The 18,441-nt window shown below is 74.9% G+C and carries 12 protein-coding genes; 2 read left to right on the forward strand and 10 right to left on the reverse strand.

Translation table 11 applies throughout. The features are described from left to right. Positions 1-6 precede the first annotated feature (6 nt). From BJ968_RS26235 to BJ968_RS01375, 8 genes are read right to left on the reverse strand one after another with little or no spacing between them, the layout of a single operon-like run. Positions 7-693 (reverse strand): DapH/DapD/GlmU-related protein, encoded by a 687-nt coding sequence (locus BJ968_RS26235; protein ID WP_179748544.1) that lies wholly within the window; start codon positions 691-693, stop codon positions 7-9. Beyond that, positions 690-2,045, reverse strand: a complete 1,356-nt coding sequence (locus BJ968_RS01345) for a polysaccharide biosynthesis protein (protein ID WP_179748546.1) — start codon at positions 2,043-2,045, stop codon at positions 690-692. The genes BJ968_RS26235 and BJ968_RS01345 overlap by 4 nt, the downstream gene beginning before the upstream one ends. Beyond that, positions 2,042-4,357 carry a hypothetical protein gene (locus BJ968_RS01350; RefSeq protein WP_179748548.1) on the reverse strand — a complete coding sequence of 772 codons (2,316 nt, stop codon included), beginning with the start codon at positions 4,355-4,357 and terminating at the stop codon, positions 2,042-2,044. The genes BJ968_RS01345 and BJ968_RS01350 overlap by 4 nt, the downstream gene beginning before the upstream one ends. Then, on the reverse strand, positions 4,354-5,328 hold the full coding sequence (locus BJ968_RS01355; RefSeq protein ID WP_179748550.1) for a phytanoyl-CoA dioxygenase family protein: 975 nt from the start codon (positions 5,326-5,328) through the stop codon (positions 4,354-4,356). Before BJ968_RS01355 ends, BJ968_RS01350 begins: the two co-directional genes overlap by 4 nt. Then, positions 5,325-7,628 (reverse strand): glycosyltransferase, encoded by a 2,304-nt coding sequence (locus tag BJ968_RS01360; RefSeq protein ID WP_179748552.1) that lies wholly within the window; start codon positions 7,626-7,628, stop codon positions 5,325-5,327. The genes BJ968_RS01355 and BJ968_RS01360 overlap by 4 nt, the downstream gene beginning before the upstream one ends. A gap of 2 nt (positions 7,629-7,630) precedes the next feature. Then, complete coding sequence (locus BJ968_RS26240) at positions 7,631-8,734, reverse strand: polysaccharide pyruvyl transferase family protein (protein ID WP_179748554.1); 1,104 nt, start codon at positions 8,732-8,734, stop codon at positions 7,631-7,633. Between the two features lie 38 nt (positions 8,735-8,772). Beyond that, on the reverse strand, positions 8,773-11,133 hold the full coding sequence (locus BJ968_RS01370; RefSeq protein ID WP_179748556.1) for a glycosyltransferase: 2,361 nt from the start codon (positions 11,131-11,133) through the stop codon (positions 8,773-8,775). Beyond that, on the reverse strand, positions 11,130-11,957 hold the full coding sequence (locus tag BJ968_RS01375; RefSeq protein WP_425491558.1) for a glycosyltransferase family 2 protein: 828 nt from the start codon (positions 11,955-11,957) through the stop codon (positions 11,130-11,132). Before BJ968_RS01375 ends, BJ968_RS01370 begins: the two co-directional genes overlap by 4 nt. A 384-nt stretch (positions 11,958-12,341) precedes the next feature. On the opposite strand from BJ968_RS01375, the gene BJ968_RS01380 reads away from it, so the two are divergent. After that, complete coding sequence (locus tag BJ968_RS01380; protein ID WP_179748560.1) at positions 12,342-12,488, forward strand: hypothetical protein; 147 nt, start codon at positions 12,342-12,344, stop codon at positions 12,486-12,488. Between the two features lie 566 nt (positions 12,489-13,054). Here BJ968_RS01380 and rpsA read toward each other — a convergent pair. Beyond that, positions 13,055-14,560 carry a 30S ribosomal protein S1 gene (rpsA, locus tag BJ968_RS01385; RefSeq protein ID WP_179748562.1) on the reverse strand — a complete coding sequence of 502 codons (1,506 nt, stop codon included), beginning with the start codon at positions 14,558-14,560 and terminating at the stop codon, positions 13,055-13,057. Positions 14,561-14,750: 190 nt separating this feature from the next. Here rpsA and BJ968_RS01390 point away from each other — a divergent pair, with 190 nt between their 5' ends. After that, positions 14,751-15,581 (forward strand): methyltransferase domain-containing protein, encoded by an 831-nt coding sequence (locus tag BJ968_RS01390; protein WP_179748564.1) that lies wholly within the window; start codon positions 14,751-14,753, stop codon positions 15,579-15,581. Positions 15,582-15,608: 27 nt separating this feature from the next. Here BJ968_RS01390 and polA read toward each other — a convergent pair whose 3' ends face one another. Continuing rightward, positions 15,609-18,398, reverse strand: a complete 2,790-nt coding sequence (gene polA / locus BJ968_RS01395) for a DNA polymerase I (RefSeq protein ID WP_179748567.1) — start codon at positions 18,396-18,398, stop codon at positions 15,609-15,611. Between the last annotated feature and the right edge of the window lie 43 nt (positions 18,399-18,441).

The raw sequence follows: 18,441 nt of genomic DNA on the forward strand, positions 1-18,441 counted from the left end.
GGCTCCTCAGTCCGACGGCGTGAAGCTGCGGCGCAACCGCGCCGGGGAACCGGCGTACACGCCCGGTTCGAGGCAGTCCTTGACCACCGTGGAGTTCGCGCCGATGACCACCCCGTCGCCGATGGTGACGCCGGGGCAGATGACGGACCGGGCGCCGATGAAGCACTTCGACCCGATGGTCACCCCCCGCAGTTCCGCCTGCCGGCTCACGTGGCCCGCCGCGTCGACGGGGTGCACCGACGTCAGGACGAGCACCTGCGGGCCGATGTGCGTGGAGTGCCCCACCGAGATGGGCGCCAGCGCCTCGAAGTAGGTGCCGCGCGCGATGGCCGCGCCCGGTCCGACGCTCAGGTGGGACCCCACGATCTCCACCCCGGGCCGGATCAGCGGCGACCGGACGTCGTGCGCCGACACCTTCAGCATGAGGTAGCGCAGCGCCCGCGGGGTCATGGTGGACCCGGCCAGGGTGTTCACCCACAACCCGCGGAAGGCTTCGCGGTAGTCCTGCCGGATCGACCACACCGCCCCCCGCACCCGCGTGGCGAAGTCCTCGTCCAGCGGGTCGGTGCCCTTGAGCGCGGGCGGGGGTTTGCGGGCCCGCTGACCCGCCGGCGGCGGGACGTGCGCCCGCGGCGGGGGTTCGACGGCCTGGTCCCCGGTGGGGAGCGTCTGCGCCGGAACGGTGTCCGTCACCGGTTTCCTCCTGTGGTCTCGAACGGTTCCCCGGTGACCTCGGCGGCCTCCCGGGAGCGGGGTGCGGGCACCCCGGCCGATGCGCGCGGCCGCAGCACCCGCAGCAGACCCGCGGTGCACGGCACCGCGAGGACGACCTGGGTCGCCAGGACGACGAGGGCCAGGTCGGTCAGCGAGGCCGCCCACCCCGTCAGCAGGGCCACGACCGGCGGCACGAGCTGGAACGCCTGGACGCCCACCACGGCCCACGTCCGGTCGGTGGCCCGCCACACGGCGACCTGCAGCACCTGCACCAGGCGGAACGCGAAGGCCACCGCCAGCAGCCGCAGCGCCGTGCCGCCCTCGGCGGCGTAGCGGTCGCCGAACAGGGCCAGCACCCACGGGGCCACGACCACGAGCACCACCAGGGCGGGGGCGGCCAGCGCTCCCAGGCGGGTCAGGGACCGCACCGAACGGCGCAGGGCCCCCGGCTCGCGCGCCACCGCGACGATGAGCTGCCCGCCGAAGCGGGCCCCGACGTTGTCCATCGTCTGGTAGATGACCCACAGCACGGCGAACACCGCCGAGACGGCCGCGCCGTCGCGCTGCAGGACCAGCAGCGGCAGGCCGCTGAAGAACAGCGTCGCCCACACCGAGGCGACCCAGCTGCTGCCCGCGTACCGGGCCACCTGGCGACGGCCCGGCAGGTCCGGTTCGACGCCGGCGAACTCCGGCAGGGCCCCGCGCCGCAGCAGGAACCCGACCACCAGCAGGCTCAGGGCGCACGGCACCCACCAGCTGGCCGTGGCGGCGAAGACGCCCATCGGTGCGAGCACCAGCAGCATCCCCAGCCGCACGGCGGAGAAGACCGCGCTGGCCGGGGGCGCCCACCGGGCCCGGCCCAGCGCGCCCAGCGCCTGGCTCTGCAGCGCGAACAGGCTCCACAGGACCGCCGTCCCGGTCAGCACGAGCCACCCCGCGGGCATGCCCTCGGTGACGGTGCGACCGGAGGGCGTCAGCAGGTAGACGGCCGAGACCACGAGGACCGACAGGACCATGGCGCCGTAGGCGGCGGCCAGCACCCGGCCCGCGAGGCGGCCGGCGGCCGGCACGAAGCGGGCCACCGCCAGCCCCAGCCCCAGCTGCGCGGCGCCGGAGACGAGCATCATCCCGTTGACGAACCCGGTGAGCCGGCCGACCTCCTCGACGGGCATGCTGCGGGCCGCGACCGTCCAGGTCGCGAACCCCGCCACGGAGACGATGAGCATGGACAGCGCCATGGAGGAACCGCTGGCGACCACCCCGCGACGCCCGCCCCCGCTCTCGGCGCGGTGCTGGGCACGACGCCCCCCGCGGAACACGGCGTACCTCACGAACCCGTGGCGACGAGGACCTGACCGCCCGCGCCGTCGTCGTAGACCGAGCGGTAGTCCCCCGTCGCGACGAGGCCCGCGGTCAGCGTGCTCAGCCAGTCGGCGGGCAGGCCCAGCGTCACCGTGCCGAAGGCGGCCTGCGACCGGGTCGCGAGGACGACGTCGGGCGACAGTTCCTCGATGCACGCGACGTCGATGGTCCGCAACGGGCAGGGACCCTGCAGGGACCGTTGCCGCACGACGCCGATCCGCTGGGAACGGGCCGGGGAGCTGGCCGCCACGGTGGCCAGGAAGTCGCCCGGCGACGTCTGGGCGTACGCGGCCCGGGTCGCGGCCAGGTCGGAGTCGGTGAAGCCGTAGTACGAGTCGTTCTGCCCCTTGATGACGACCGTGCTCAGCAGGAGGCAGCCCAGCCCGGCCGCGGTCAGCGCGACCGCCGGCACCCGCAGGCGAGAACGCCCGCGGGCCGCGGTGTGCGCACCGCGCCGGGAGGGCACCGCCTCGCCGAACGCGGCGCAGCGGGGCAGCGCGGCGGCCGCCCCGATCGCCAGACCGGGCAGGGCGAAGAACAGCGAGCGCATGAGCATCTCGCCGCCGTAGGGCTGGAGCGCGGCCATGCCGAACGGCAGCAGCGCCCACACCGTCAGCGTCAGCCAGGCACCGCCCGTGCGACGCCACCGGAGGATGCCGATGACGGCGACGAGGCCGAGCGCGGCCACCGACACCAGGCGCGTGAAGATGATCAGCTGCCGGGCCTGCGACCCGGAGAACCGGTCCCCCACGTTCTCGGTCAGCGACGCCGAGACGTCGCCGACGGCACCGAACATCGAGGCCCAGTAGTTCATCCAGAACGAGCGCGCGCCGGTGGCCCACCACAGCAGGACGACGGCGAGGACGAACACGGGCGCCCACCGCGGCACCCGGCGGGTGAGCGCCAGCGGCACCAGGAGCAGGGCCAGGAACAGCGGGGTCAGCTGGTGGGAGGGGGCCAGCGCGAACGCGCCCAGGACGACGGCGACGGTCGCGGCCCAGGACCGGGCCCCGGGTTCGGCGGTCCAGGCCGCCGCGCGCAGCGGGCTGATCCGGTCCGGTCCGGTGGGCCGCCGGCGGCGGACCGACAGGGGTTCACCGGTGGCCGCGGCGCAGGTGCACACGACACCCAGCACGGCCATCGCCACCGCCCACGTCGCCCCCTGCGGGGAGAAGTACTCCTGCCCGACCCAGTTGCCGGCCACGAACACCCACGTCGCGATCCACGCCCGGGGGCCGGGCCCGAAGAAGGCCCGCGTCACGGCCACCGCACCGGCGGAGCCGACGGCGCCGAACCACAGCGGCGTCCAGCGCAGGATCTCGGTCGGGTCCCCCACGGCGGCGATCGTGCGCAGCACCCCGGCCGCGGCGAAGAACCCCGGCCAGGAGTACCGGCTGTCGTAGTTCGTCAGCCCGTGCCCGTCCGTGGCGATCTGGCTGGCGAAACCCCAGTGCAGCCAGCCCACCGGGTTGCGCCCGTCGGCCAGCGCGTAGGACTGCACGCCGAAGACCCCCACGACCAGCGCGAGGGTCACCGCTCCCAGCACGAGGGGCCGGCGCGCGCCGACGAGTTCGCCGACGGCGGCCGCCACGAGGAGCACGTAGGCCAGCCAGACCAGGGGGGACAGCGTGCTCAGCAACCCGGTGGGTCCCATCCGCGCCGGGTCCTGACCGGGGACGAGCACGAGCCACAGCACCACCGCGACGACGAGCGCGGCCACGGGGAGCACCCGGCGGACGTCGCGGAGCTCGGCAGCGCCCCGCCGGCCGGCGGTGCGCGCGGCGGGGCGCCGGCGCGCGACCTCCAGCCCCAGGGGGGCGGAGGTGTCGGCGCGCAGGCTCCACGCCACCCCGGCGCGCACCAGCAGGGACAGCGCGGCGAGCGCGCCGGTGATCCCGGCGCCCACCCGCGGGTCCCACGCACCGGCGCTGAGCATGGTCTGCGCCAGCAGCAGGAGCACCGCCAGCGACCCGCCCGCGGCGACGACCGCGAACAGCAGGTCCACCCGGCGTCGCCACCAGACCGCCAGGGCGGCACCGGGTCCCAGCAGCCACCAGACCACGGTGAGCGGCCCGCTGCCCGCCGCACCGGGACGGCCCACGACCAGGGCCGTGAGGACGGCGCCGGTCAAGCCGAGCAGACCGGCCACGACGACGAGCGCGGGGCTGGTCCGTCCGGGGCGGTCGGCGGGCACGCCGGCGCGCCCGCCCTGGCGGGGCAGGCGGTCACCGCCCTCGCGGGGAGTCGCGTCGAGCTGGGACTCGGGGGGGGAACTCGTCACCGGCTGCCTTTCACGAGTCGGACGTGGCGGAACACCTCGGACGCGCCCGGGTCGGTGCCCGGGGCCGCGTGCAGCGAGCGGGGCCGGCAGCAGGCCGCCGACGCCCACAGGACCTGCGTCAGCAGGCGTTCGGTGTCGACGGCGTGCCCGCCGCGGTGGATGCCGCGGGTGTCGGCGAACACGACCGTGCCGGCGGGGGCGCTGGCGGTGCGGATCTCCAGCCCGGGGTTCTGCTCGACCAGCCGCTCGACCCCGGAGTCGTCGAGACGGTACCCCACCCCGTCCCAGTCGTTGCGGACCTGCAGGGTGCGCCCGGTGCGGGTGGCCGAACCGGCGAGGTAGCGCAGCGGCCCGGCGCCCGGGGTGACGTCGCGGACGTAGACGAACATCTTGACGATGTCGTGGTCCTCGGGCAGGTCGCGGTGCCAGCGCTGGGACTGCACGGCCGCCCCGCCCGTGGGCAGGTTCAGCCACGCGTTGAGGTCGTGCACCTTCAGCGACATCTGCGCGTACTCCTCGGCGATCCCCCGCAGGCGGGGGTCGACGGCCAGCTGGAGCAGGGGGTCGTCGGCGGCCACGACGGGCTCGGAGCCCATGAGCTCGACGAGGAAGCTCTTGCCGAACGCCCGCTCACCGTCGGCGGAGGCCGCCCGCAGGTCCTCGACGTGCCGGCGCAGCTGCTCGAAGCGGCCGGGCTCGCCCAGCAGGTCGTCGAGCTGGGCCGTGGCCACGCCGTCGCGGCGCAGGTCGCCCAGCAGGTCGCGGCCGGCCTCGGTCAGGACCGGGGGACGGCGGCGGTGGGACAGCACCGCGGGGGTGTTGAAGCCGTAGCGGGAGACGAGGCGGTTCTCGCAGCGCACCCGGCGCACCGTCTCGCGCGCGCGGCGGCGGGCCTCGTCCAGGACGCCGGCGGCGGCCGGGGCGGGCGAGGGCGCGGGGGCGGGCGCGGGACCGGAAGTGGTGGTGCTCATCGGGACTCGACCTCCTGGGACGTGCGGTGCGGGTGGCGGGAAGCGGTGTCCGGCTGCGGACCGGGCTGGGCCGGGACGGGGCGCACCGGACGGTCCCGGGCGGTTGCGCGCCCGGCGGGGACGGCCGCGTCGGTGAGCGCGGCCTCGACGGCGTCGGCGGTCGCGCTCAGGGGGAAGCGGCGGGCGACGTGCTCGCGCGCGCGGCGGCCCAGGTCGCGGTCCTCGTGCGTGGCGTCGAGGGCGTGGTCGAGGGCCCGGGCCAGGTCGGCGGGGTCGCCGGGGGTGACCAGCCAGCGCGCGAACTCCCCGGTGAGGATCTCCGGGATGCCGCCCGTGCGGCTGGCCACGACGGGCAGGCCGGCGGCCATGCCCTCGACCACGACCCGCCCGAACGGTTCGGGGGTCAGCGCCGGCAGGGCCACGACGTCGGCGGCGGCCAGGACGGCCAGCAGGTCCTCGCCGCTGCGGGCCGGCAGGTGCCGCACGCCGGGGGTGTCCCCGACCCGGCCGTCGCGCTCGGCGGGCGGCTGGTCCCCCACGAGCAGGAGCAGGACGTCGCCGCCGCGCGCGGCGCGCCGGGTCCGCAGCAGCGGCAGCGCGGCGCGCAGGACGTGCAGCCCCTTGTCGGCGGTGAGCCGCCCGTAGTGCAGGACGACCTCGGTGTCGGCGCCGATGCCCAGGGACAGCCGGGCCGCGGCCCGCTGGGCGGCCGTCGCCGGCGGGTACCGCCGGACGTCGACGCCGTTGTGGACCACGTCGATCCGCCGGGGGTCCAGCCCGGCGCGGACCCAGTCGCCGAGCACGGCGCCGGAGACCGCGAGGTAGCGCGTGGCCCGGCCCCGCAGGGCCCGCACGGCCGGGCCGGCGAACGGCCCGTGCCGCAGCTGGCAGACGACCGGCGCCCCGCTGGCCCAGCCGGCCAGGGCGCCGAACAGCAGCTGCTCGGCGCGGTTGAGCCAGATGACGTCGGGCCGGGCCCGGCGGGCGGCCAGGACGGGGCCGACCAGGCGCACGGCCCGCCAGGGGGCGCGGACGGGGACGGTCAGCGCGGGCGTGCGCACGACGCGGGCGGCGGCGCGGCCCCAGCGGGGGGCCTGCGGGCCACCGGCCGCGGCGAAGACCACGAGCTCGTGCCCGCGCGCGGCGAGCTCCTCGCCGACCTCCAGGGTGCTGACCTCGACCCCGCCCAGGGGGGCCATCGCGTCGGTGGGGACCAGGACGCGCAGCCCGGTGCGGACCGGCGGGGGCGTGGCGGCGGAGCGGGCCTGCCACCGGGCGCGCGCGTACAGCAGGGGCGCCTCGGCCACGCCGAGCAGCTCGGCCAGGGCGAGGTCGCGCGGGAAGGAGTCGCTGCGCCGGGCGTTCTTGGCCGATCCGGGGTCCAGCAGGTGCCGCACGCCGGAGGGCAGGGCGCGCAGCAGCTCGGGCGCGGCGGCGGGACGGGTCACCACGTGGTGCAGCACCATGGCCGCCAGGCCCGAGCCGTAGCTGCGGACCTGCGCGCGCAGGGCGCCCATCTCGTCGCGGTGGCGGTGCGTGACCTGCGCGGCGGGTTCGTAGACGACGGCGAGGCCGACCTCCAGGACGCGCAGGAACGCGAAGAGGTCCTCCCCCCCGCCGACGGCGGTGCCGGCCCCCAGCGAGGGGGGGAACCCGCCGATGCGGCGCAGCGCGTCCACGGTGAAGGCCATGTTGTTGCCGGAGCCGAAGACGCCGCTGTAGGGGAAGAAGGACGGCCGGACACCCGGTTCGCCCAGCTCCGGCGGCGGGGTGGAACCGTCGGGGGTCCAGCAGCAGCGGTGGTCCCCGCGGGTGAAGGAGCCGAACTCCTCGAACAGCTCCTCGGCCCGGGAGGCGGGGTCGAGGGCGACGGTCAGCCCGGTCACGCACCCCACCGCGGGGTGCGCGGCAGGACCGCACAGGGGGGCGGTGAGGGCCGCGAGCCAGCCGGGCGCCACGGCGCAGTCGTCGTCGGTGAAGGCGATGACGTCGACGTCGAGGTCGTCCACGGCCCGGTTGCGCGCCCGCGCCAGCCCGCGGCGGGGTTCGGCCAGCACGCGGACCCCGGGCAGGTCGCCCAGCTGCGCGCGCACCGCTCCCGAGGCGGGGTCGTTGTCGACGACGACGACCTGGTGCTCGGCGCGGTGCGGCAGTTCCTGCGCCAGCAGGTCGACGACCAGGTCGCGCAGACCGGGGCGGGCACCGAGGGTGCACACGACCGTGGCGATCCTGGGCAGCCCGCTGCGCGCGGGGGTGCCCGGGCCGCCCGGCCGCGGGACGGCGCGCACGGCGCCGGGCACCCTCACCCGCTGACCGCGTCGTCGAGGGTGGCCACGACGGTGGCCGCGCCGGCGTCGAAGGCCTTGGCCACCGCGTCGCCGATCTCCCCCAGCCGCTCGGGGAGCTCCTGGACGCGCTGCAGGACGTCGCGGGCCGTGACGGTCCGCACGTCCAGCAGCAGGTCGGCCAGGCCGGCGTCGGTGAGCAGGCCGTCGAGCTTGGCGTGGGTGCGCGGGTCGGTCAGCACGAACGCGCAGGTGCCCTGGGCCAGGGCGAGCAGGAACGTGTGCAGCCGGTTGGTCAGGACGACGTCGGCCGCGGCGTACGCGGCGAGGACGGCCCGGGCCCCCGCGGGGGTGCGGTCGAAGACCGTGCGCGGTGCGGGGCCGTCGGCGACCTCGGCGGCGAACCGCTCGTCGGAGACGACCTGGGAGACCCACACGGGCCGCCGGCCGGCCTCGCGCAGCAGGGGCTGCAGCTCGGTGACCAGGGCGCGCAGGCGCCGCTGGTAGTCGTCCTGGCGCTCGTACCCGGAGGTGCTGGAGCGCAGGCTGAGGACGACGTCGCCGTTGCCCGGGCCGGGCCGCAACCCGGTGGCGGGCACGGTCCAGGCCAGGTCGGCGGAGGTGCCGGTGACGCGCAGGCCGCGGGAGCGGGCGTACTCGACGCTGCGGCTGTCGCGCGGGGCGTAGCCGTGCATGAGCCGGGTCTGGGCGCGTTCGAGCCACAGCATCGACGGGTGCAGGTCGGCCACCGAGAACGCGGTGCGCACGACGCGGGCCCCGAGCGCGCGGCAGCCGGCGGTGACGCCCAGCAGCGCGACGCGCTCGGCGACGGCCCGCGCCGAGGGCACCCCGCCGATGTGCCCGGGTTTGAGCACCAGGACCCGACGGGGCCGGCGGTGGGCCGGCGACAGCCTGTCGCGCAGGCTGTCCCCGAGGATGCGCAGCGGCAACGCCGGGGCCTGCCGGTACCGGCCGGCGCCGGTCAGCTCCAGGAGGGCGGGGTCGACCCCCTTGGCGTCGACGACGACCTCGCCCCGTTCGCCGAGCAGCGTCAGCAGCCGCTCGAGGATGACGTCGTCGCCGAGGTTGTCGAACTGCGTGTGGGCGTCGACGTACGCCACGACACCCGCGCCGGACCGTCCCTGTCGTCCTGTCCCGTTCAGCTGGCACCTCCTGCAGGTCCGGTCGCACCGCTCACCGCGGGCGGGGCGGCCACGGCCGCACCGTCGGGGACGGCGGGGCGGGTGGACTGGTCGGGGATCTGCGCTCCGGGCCGGGCGGTGGGGCCCGACGTCGGCGACCGCAGCGCTCCGGTGGTGCGAGCCGTGCGGTCCAGGCGGCCCCGCAGGTACGCGGGAACGCCTTCGGCGAGGCCACGGTACTCGGCCCAGGCCAGGGAGCGGGGGTAATCCGCACCACGGTCGGCGTTCTTCTCCGAGGAGGGGGAGAACAGGTACCGGGCGGCCCGCGGCAGGCGCACCAGGACCCCCGCCGCCCGCTCGGGGGAGGTGGAGACGTGCTTGGCCATGACGGCCGCCAGCCCGCGACCGTAGTTGTGGACCTGCCGGTGCAGGGCCTCGCTGCTGTCGCGGTGCTCGTGGAACACCATCGCGGCCGGTTCGTACACCAGGGTGCACCCGGCGAACAGCACCGCCAGGAACAGGTCGAGGTCCTGACCGGCGCGCACCACCGACCCCGGCCCCAGCAGCGGGTCGTACCCGCCGGCGCGCACCACGGCCGAGCGCCGGTAGGCCACGTTGTTGCCGGAACCGAACTTGCCGGCGGAGTACGGGTGCAGCGGGTTCTGCTGGACGTGGCTGTCGCGCGTGAAGCGCTGGGGGTCCAGGCCCTTGGAGAAACCGCCGTACTGCTCGAAGGTCTCCTGGGCCGGGACGCGCAGGCCGTCGGCCAGGACCAGCCCGGTCACGACGTCGACCTCGGGGTCGGTGAAGGCGCCCAGCAGGGTGCCGACCCACGCGGGGTGGGCGATGACGTCGTCGTCGGTGGCGGCGATGACGTCGGCCCGCGCTTCGAGGATGCCCCGGTTGCGGGCCCCGCTGGAACCCCCGGCGGGTTCGTGCACGAGCCGCAGCCGCGGGTCGGCGGCCAGCGCCGCGGCCAGCAGGCCGGCGACGTGACCCGGTTCGGCGTTGTTGTCGACGACGATGACCTCGAGGTCGGTGAAGCGTTGCGCGAGGAGGGATTCCACGCACCGCACGAGTTGCTCGCCGCGGCCGGCCGTGGGGACGACGACGGAGACCGCGACGTGCCCGGGCAGGGACGGGACCGCGGGTGCCGGGCGGCGGTGGTCCGGGCCGGCGAGGCGGCGCACACCGTCCTCGGTCAGCCAGTTGCGCACCTCGGCGGCGTGCACGGGGGTCGGCCGGGGCCGGGCCAGGACGTGCTCGGGCACGTCGACCAGGTCGATCGGCCGGTCGTCGGAGGTCACCAGGAGGCGCAGCCGGGCGTCCTCGGGGGTGACGGTGAAACCCTCGCCCTCCAGGTCGACCTCGAGCATGCGCAACGGGCGGAAGGACTCCTCGGCCGGTGCCGGCGCGGGGGCCGCGGACCGGGTGCTGACGAAACCGGCGGCCGTCACCAGGGTCCCGGCGGCCAGGACGCCCGCGCGGGCCGGGCCGGCGACCTGGCCCCGGACCAGGGCCGCGAGGTGGCGCAGCACGCCGCTGCCGACGGTGCGCACGACGTAGGCCCGTTCGCTGGAGAGCCCGTCGGCGGAACCGACGCGGGCGGCGAGCAGGCCCTTGGAGCGGCCCTCGTGCCAGCAGCGGCTGAAGACGTAGGAGACCTTCTGCCGGGCGGCCGGGACGAGGTGGTCGACCGCGGCGGTGGGGCGGCGCAGGACGAGGACACCCGGGTCGGCCTGGCGCAGCCGGATGCAGAAGTCGGTCTCCTCGCAGCCGACGGGCAACGCGCCGACCCGGCCCGCGGAGGTGTCGAAACCGGCCACGGTCCCGAAGGCGGTGGTCCGGATCGCCATGTTGGCGCCGATGGGGTTGCGCATCGGCTCCCCCTCGTCGGGCATCCCGCGGAAGTCGCAGCCGACGACCCAGCCGAACTCCTCGGGGAACCAGCGGGGTGCGCGGCCGCCTTCCCAGGCGGGCACGACGCCGCCGCCGACGACCCCGACGGAGGTGCGGCGGAAGTCCGCGCGCAGTCCCTCCAGCCAGCCGTCGCGGGGCACGGCGTCGTCGTCGAGGAACGCGACGACGTCACCACGGGCTTCGGCGATCCCGGAGTTGCGCGCACCGGACAGGCCGCGCGGGCCGGAGTTCTCGACGACCCGGGCGAGCGGGAAGTCGGCACGGACGCGGTCGAGGAGTTCGGGGTTGTGGTCCACCACGACGACGAGTTCGTCGTGGTCGCGCAGTTGTGCGGCGACCTCGTGCAGAGCGGCGCTGAAGACCGGGTAACGGGCCGCGGTGTACGTGCACACCACGACGCTCATCGTCGGGTCGGCCTGCGCGCCGGCCGGGGCCGTGGTCCCCGGCGTGGTCGTCACAGGGGTTCCTGGACGGCCTCGGAGCGGACGGGAGCAGGGGCCCCGGCGGCGGCCGGGACCTGCGCCGGAGCCGTGCGGGGTTCGGGCAGCTCGATGACCCGGTTGCGAGAAACGTTGCGGCGCAGGCGCTCGCTGGCGATGATGCGCAGGACGCGCAGGCCGTCGGTGACGGCGTTGAGGTTGCTCTCCCCGTGGATGCGCGGCTGCTCGACGCTGGGGACCTCGTCGATGACCATGCCCGAGCGGGCGACGCGGACGTTGATGAGGGTTTCGATCTCGAAACCGTCACCCCAGACCTTCGACCCGTCGGCCGGGGCCGGCTGGTCGATGGCGGGCAGGTCCATGACCTCCAGCGCACTGCGGTGGAAGGCGTTGTAGCCGTAGCACAGGTCGCTGAACCGCGTGCCGAACAGGACGTTGACGAGGGTGTTCAGACCCCAGTTGCCGGCACGGCGGACGGGGGTGATGTCGTGCGAACGGCCCCCGCGGCAGAAGCGCGAACCCTTGGCGAACTCGGCGCCCTGCAGCAGCGGGGCCACGAAGCGAGGGATCTCCCGCACGTCGGTGGAGCCGTCGGCGTCCACCATGACGATGATGTCCCCGCTGGCCCGGGCGAACCCGCACGCGAGGGCGTTGCCCTTGCCGCGACGGGTCTGCTTCACCACGACGATGTCGGGCATGAGCTCACGGGCGGCCTCGACGGTGCCGTCGGTGGACCGGCCGTCGACGAGGATGACCTCGTGCAACCCGGACGGCAGGTGGGGCAGGACGTGCGGGAGGTTCTTGGCTTCGTTGAGCGTCGGGATGATGACGCTCACGCGCAGGTTCGGGCCATCGACGGGGATGACCGGGGGATTCGCCGTTTCTGCCACGGTGCTCCTCTGGGAAAGGGAGGGGTGCGGTGCCCTCGGATTCAGGACGCAAGTGCCCGCAGGAATGAAAGCCCTACTGCGAGTTACCAACTGCCTACGTTCAGTTGGCTTTCTCCTCCTATCGGACTAATCTGCTCCGGAACGTACCAGAGTCGACACTGAACGCTCATATCTGTGGAGTTAAGAGAGCGTTAACCGCTGGCACAGGCCCCGAACAGCGGACTCCTCCGGTGGCGCACCGTCCCACGAACTCCACGTGACGTCCACCCTCGCTGCGGCTCCCACCGCTTACGGTGGGTACCGCACCACCCGCCCCGCGCCGCCCGAGAGGAACCGATGCGCGCCTCCCCCGCGTCCTCCTGCGTCTGCGGTCACCCCGCCGACTCCCACCGGCACTACCGCCGGGGCAGCGACTGCAGCCTGTGCGACTGCCCCCGCCTGCGCCGCCGCGACAGCTTCTGGCGGCGGCTGCTCGGCCGCTGACGCGGTCCGTGCCGCCGGGGACCCCGGCGACACCCCTTCCCGACCGCGCCCCGCGCACGGACCCCTCGACACCCGTCGCGGAGGCAGCGCAGGACGGACGGCGGTCGTGCGGCACCCCTGCGTCACCGCGACAGCGCTCCCTCGTGCTGCCGCACGCGGGGGCGCCTCGTGGACGAGCGGGGTCACCCGTCTTCCGCGGGTGGACGCGCCTCTGCGGGCTGCGTCGGACGCTCAGGAGCAGGCGAAGGGCGGGGCGCCCGTCGGGGCGCCCAGGGGGCCTCACGACGCGATGGCGGTCCTCGCGGAGCCCTCAGGGTGATCGCTCCGACGACGCGCAGTCGCGGACGCCGGTGTCCGGGCCGGTGCGCCGCGTGAGCGCGGGCTCGCCTCGTCGGCCCGCGCTCGCGGGCGGCGGCGAGCCGGCAGCGGCCTCGTGAGGCGCCGCGCGACGAGGCCGACGGGCGGGGGACGCCGACCCGCTCCCCCGCCGGCAGCACGAAGGCCCCGCCCGGGGATCCCGGGCGGGGCCTTCGTCAGGTCCTCAGACCGTCAGCCGGTCAGCGGGTTCAGTTCCCGCCGGTCAGCTTCTCGCGCAGAGCGGCGAGGGCCTCGTCGGACGCGAGCGTGCCCGCGGCCTCCGGAGCCTCCGAGGTGTAGGACGACGGAGCCGAGGAGCTGCTCGAGGAGGAGGAGCTGCTCGACGTGGTCGCGGTGCCCTCGGCCTCGGCCTTGGCCTCGGCCTCGGCGCGCTCGGCGACCTGGCGCTTGTGCTGCTCCCAGCGCTCGTGAGCGAGGGCGTACTGGCCCTCCCACTCCTCGCGCTGCGCCTCGAAGCCCTCGAGCCAGTCGTTCGTCTCGGGGTCGAAGCCCTCGGGGTACTTGTAGTTCCCCTGCTCGTCGTAGTCCGCGGCCATGCCGTAGAGCGACGGGTCGAACTCGTCGCCGGCCGCGGCCAGGGACTCGTCGGCCTGCTTCAGCGACAGGGAGATGCGACGACGCTCCAGGTCGATGTCGATGACCTTGACGAAGATGTCGCTGTTGACCTGGACGACCTGCTCGGGCACCTCGACGTGGCGCTCGGCCAGCTCGGAGATGTGGACCAGGCCCTCGATGCCGTCGTCCACGCGGACGAACGCACCGAACGGGACGAGCTTGGTGACCTTGCCCGGCACGACCTGACCGATCGCGTGGGTGCGGGCGAACTGCTGCCACGGGTCTTCCTGGGTCGCCTTGAGCGACAGGGAGACGCGCTCGCGGTCCATGTCCACGTCGAGGACCTCGACGGTGACCTCCTGGCCGACCTCGACGACCTCGGAGGGGTGGTCGATGTGCTTCCAGGACAGCTCGGAGACGTGCACCAGGCCGTCGACGCCGCCGAGGTCGACGAACGCACCGAAGTTGACGATCGAGGAGACGACGCCGGAACGGACCTGACCCTTCTGCAGGGTCGTGAGGAAGTTCTGGCGGACCGCGGACTGGGTCTGCTCCAGCCAGGCGCGGCGGGACAGGACCACGTTGTTGCGGTTCTTGTCCAGCTCGATGATCTTGGCCTCGATCTTCTGGCCGACGTACGGCTGCAGATCGCGGACGCGACGCATCTCGACCAGCGACGCGGGCAGGAAGCCACGGAGGCCGATGTCGAGGATGAGCCCACCCTTGACGACCTCGATGACGGTGCCCTCGACGACCTCGTCGGCTTCCTTCTTGGCCTCGATCGTGCCCCAGGCGCGCTCGTACTGCGCACGCTTCTTGGACAGGATCAGACGGCCTTCCTTGTCCTCCTTCTGGAGGACCAGGGCCTCGACCTCGTCGCCGACGCCCACGACCTCGTTGGGGTCGACGTCGTGCTTGATCGAGAGCTCGCGCGAGGGGATGACGCCCTCGGTCTTGTAACCGATGTCGAGGAGGACCTCGTCACGGTCGACCTTCACGATGGTGCCGGAGACGATGTCACCGTCGTTGAAGTACTTGATGGTCGCGTCGACCGCGGCAAGGAAGTCCTCAGCCGATCCGATGTCGTTGATCGCGATCTGAGGAGTGGTGCCCGCCGGCGCGGTCGTGGTGGTCGTCATGGAGGTAGGGGCTCCGTCAAGGACAATCGTGGGTGGCACGGTCCGGGGGTCCCCGGCCGTCACGCGTGACCACCTGCTGTTCCCGGTTCCCGGACGGTTCCCGCGGACGACGGGCAGACGCGCGCCCGGTAAGCCTACCCGTGCCCGCGGGTCGGGGCAAAGCCGCCCCGGCGGCTGACAGGATCGGCGCGTGGAGCACCAGGAGCACAGCCCCGACCAGGCCCAGCCCAGCGTCGGCCGCCGGGGCGTGGGCCCCGAGGAGACCGTCGCCGCGCAGCGGGCCTGGTGGGACGCCGAGGCCGCGCAGTACCGCCGCGAGCACGGCGCCTTCCTCGGCGACGACCGCGACGGCTCGGACCTGGTGTGGGGGCCCGACGGCCTGCGCGAGGCCGACGCCGGCCTGCTCGGCGACCTGGCCGGGGCCACCGTCCTGGAGTTCGGGGCCGGGGCCGGGCAGTGCGCCCGCTGGGTCGCCGGCCGCGGCGCCCGGGTCGTGGCGACCGACCTGTCCCTGGGGATGCTGCGCGAGGGCGCCGGGGCCGCCCGGGAGGCCGGGGTGCCGCTGGCGCAGTGCGACGCGCGGGTCCTGCCGTTCGCCGACGCCTGCTTCGACGTCGCCTTCACCTCCTACGGGGCGCTGCCCTTCGTCGCCGACGCCGACCGGGTCCTCGCGGAGGTCGCGCGGGTGCTCAAGCCCGGCGGGCGGCTGGCCGCCAGCGTGCCGCACCCCGTCCGCTGGGCCTTCCCCGACGTGCCCGGGCCCGAGGGGCTGACCGCCACCCACTCCTACTTCGACCGCCGCGCCTACGTCGAGGCCGACGAGCACGGCACCGTGACCTACGCCGAGCACCACCGCACCGTGGGCGACTGGGTCCGGCTGCTGGTGGCCGCGGGGTTCGCGGTGCGCGACCTCGTCGAACCGGAGTGGCGGTCCGGGGACGCCGAGTGGGGCGGGTGGAGCCGGCTGCGCGGGGAGCTGCTGCCGGGCACCCTCGTCCTCGTCGCCGACCGCCGCGACTGATCCCGGCCCCGGCCCCGGCCCCGGCGGCTAGTGCCCCGCCTCGTGCCAGCTGCGGCCGACCCCCACGGACACGTCCAGCGGCACCGCGAGGTCGGCGGCCCCGGCCATCGTCGAGCGCACCAGCGCCTCCAGCGCCTCCCGCTCCCCCGCTGCGACCTCCAGGACCAGCTCGTCGTGCACCTGCAGCAGCAGCCGGGACCGCAGGCCGCTCTCGCGCAGCCCCGCGTCCAGGTCGAGCATCGCCACCTTGATGATGTCGGCCGCGCTGCCCTGGATGGGGGCGTTGAGGGCCATCCGCTCGGCCATCTCCCGGCGCTGCCGGTTGTCGCTGGCCAGGTCGGGCAGGTACCGGCGCCGGCCCAGGATGGTCTCGGTCCAGCCCGTGCGGCGGGCCTGCTCGACGACGCCGTACAGGTAGTCGCGCACCCCGCCGAAGCGCTCGAAGTAGTCGTCCATGAGGCCCTTGGCCTCCTCGGTGGAGATCTTCAGCTGGTTCGACAGGCCGAAGGCCGACAACCCGTACGCCAGGCCGTAGGACATCGCCTTGATCTTGGCGCGCATCTCGGGCGTGACGTCCGCCGGCGCGACCCCGAAGACGCGGCTGCCCACGAAGCGGTGCAGGTCCTCCCCGGAGGTGAAGGCCGCGATGAGGCCCTCGTCCTGGGACAGGTGCGCCATGATCCGCATCTCGATCTGGGAGTAGTCCGCGGTGAGCAGGCACTCGAACCCGTCGTCGGAGCCGACGACGAAGGCCTGCCGGATGCGCCGGCCCTCCTCGGTGCGGATCGGGATGTTCTGCAGGTTCGGGTCGGTCGAGGACAACCGGCCGGTCGCGGCGATCATCTGCTGGTAGGTGGTGTGGATGCGCCCGTCGTCGGCGACGGACTTGCGCAGCCCCTCGACGGTCTGCCGCAGCCGGGAGGCGTCGCGGTGCTCCAGCAGGTGGGCCAGGAACGGGTGCTCGGTCTTGACGAACAGCGCCGCGAGCGCGTCGGCGTCGGTGGTGTAGCCCGTCTTGGTCCGCTTGGTCTTGGGCATCTGCAGCTGCTCGAACAGCACCGTCTGCAGCTGCTTGGGGGAGCCGAGGTTGATCTCGGTGCCGATGACCTCGTAGGCCAGCGACTGGGCCTGGGCGACGCGGTCGGCGAAGTGCTCCTCCAGGTCGGCCAGGAGCACGCCGTCGACGGCGACCCCGACCCGCTCCTGGCGGGCCAGGACGTCCACCAGCGGCAGCTCCACGTCGGCCAGCAGCTGCGTCCCGCCGCGCTCGGACAGCTCCACGGCCAGGACGCCGGCCAGCTCGGAGATCGCCAGCGCGCGCACCATGCCCTCCTCGGCGCGGGCCTGCAGGTCCCCGCCGACGGGGCCGTCGCCGCCGTCGAGCGTCAGCTGCTCGTCCGCCGGGGCCGCCGGCAGCGACCCCTCGGCGCGCAGCTCGCGCTTGAGGTGGCGCACGGCGAGGTCGGCCAGGTCGTAGCTGCGCTGGTCGGGCCGGCACAGGTACGCCGCGAGCGCGGTGTCGAACACGACCCCGGCCAGCTCCCAGCCGCGGGCCAGGAGCGCGTGGGAGGGGCCCTTGACGTCGTGGGCGACCTTGGGGCGGTCGGCGTCGGCGAGCCAGGCGACCAGGGCCCGCTCGTCGCCCGGCTCGATCGTCACCGGGTCGACCCAGGCGGCCACGCCGTCGGCGCCCGCCAGCGCCAGGCCGGTGACCTCACCGGTGCCGCGGCCCCACTCCCCCTGCACGTGCAGCCCCGTGCGGCCCGTGGCGTGCTCGTCCAGCCAGGGGCCGACCTCCCCGGCCAGCAGGACGGCGCCGTCGACGCCGAACCCCTCCTCGGCCTCGGGCTCGGCCGACTCCAGGGTGGCGAAGAGGCGGTCGCGCAGGACGCGGAACTCCAGGCCGTCGAAGACGGTGTGGACCTGCTCGCGGTCCCAGGCCCGGCGCAGCAGCTCCGGGACGGTGGTGTCCAGGCTCAGGTCCGTGACCAGGGCGTTGAGCCGGCGGTTGCGGATGACGGAGTCGAGGTGGGCGCGCAGGTTCTCCCCCGCCTTGCCCTTGACGAGGTCGGCGTGGGCGATGACGCCGTCGAGGCCGTCGTACTCGCCGATCCACTTGGCGGCGGTCTTGGCCCCCACGCCGGGCACGCCGGGGAGGTTGTCGGAGGTCTCCCCCACGAGCGCGGCGAGGTCGGGGTACCGCTGCGGCGGGACGCCGTACTTGGCCTCCACGGCCTCGGGAGTCATGCGGGACAGCTCCGAGACGCCCTTGACGGGGTACAGGACGGTCACCTCGGGCCGGACGAGCTGGAGGGCGTCGCGGTCGCCGGTGCAGACGAGGACGTCGAAGTCCTGGGCGACGGCCTGGGTGGTGAGGGTGGCGATGACGTCGTCGGCCTCGTAGCCCTCCTTCTCCACCACGGGCACGCGCAGCGCGGCGAGCACCTCCTTGACCAGCTCGACCTGGCCGCGGAACTCGTCGGGGCTCTTGGTGCGGGTGCCCTTGTACTCGGGGTAGGCCTCGGTGCGGAAGGAGTGGCGCGAGACGTCGAAGGTGACGGCGAAGTGGGTGGGGTCCTCGTCGCGCAGCAGGTTGATGAGCATCGAGGTGAAGCCGTAGACGGCGTTCGTCGGCTGCCCGGTGGTCGTGGCGAAGTTGCCGACCGGCAGGGCGTAGAAGGCGCGGTAGGCCATCGAGTGCCCGTCGATGAGCAGCAGCCGGGGCCGCGTCGGTGCGGCCTTCGCGGTCCGGGCCGCCGCGGCGGTCGTGGCGGCGGTGCGGGGAGCGGCTGCTCTGCGGGCAGCGGGCGGTGTCACGTCCGCCAGGGTAGTCAGCTCCCCCGACACCACCGGCGCGCGC

The organism is Kineococcus aurantiacus (genome assembly GCF_013409345.1).
Taxonomy (GTDB): domain Bacteria; phylum Actinomycetota; class Actinomycetes; order Actinomycetales; family Kineococcaceae; genus Kineococcus; species Kineococcus aurantiacus.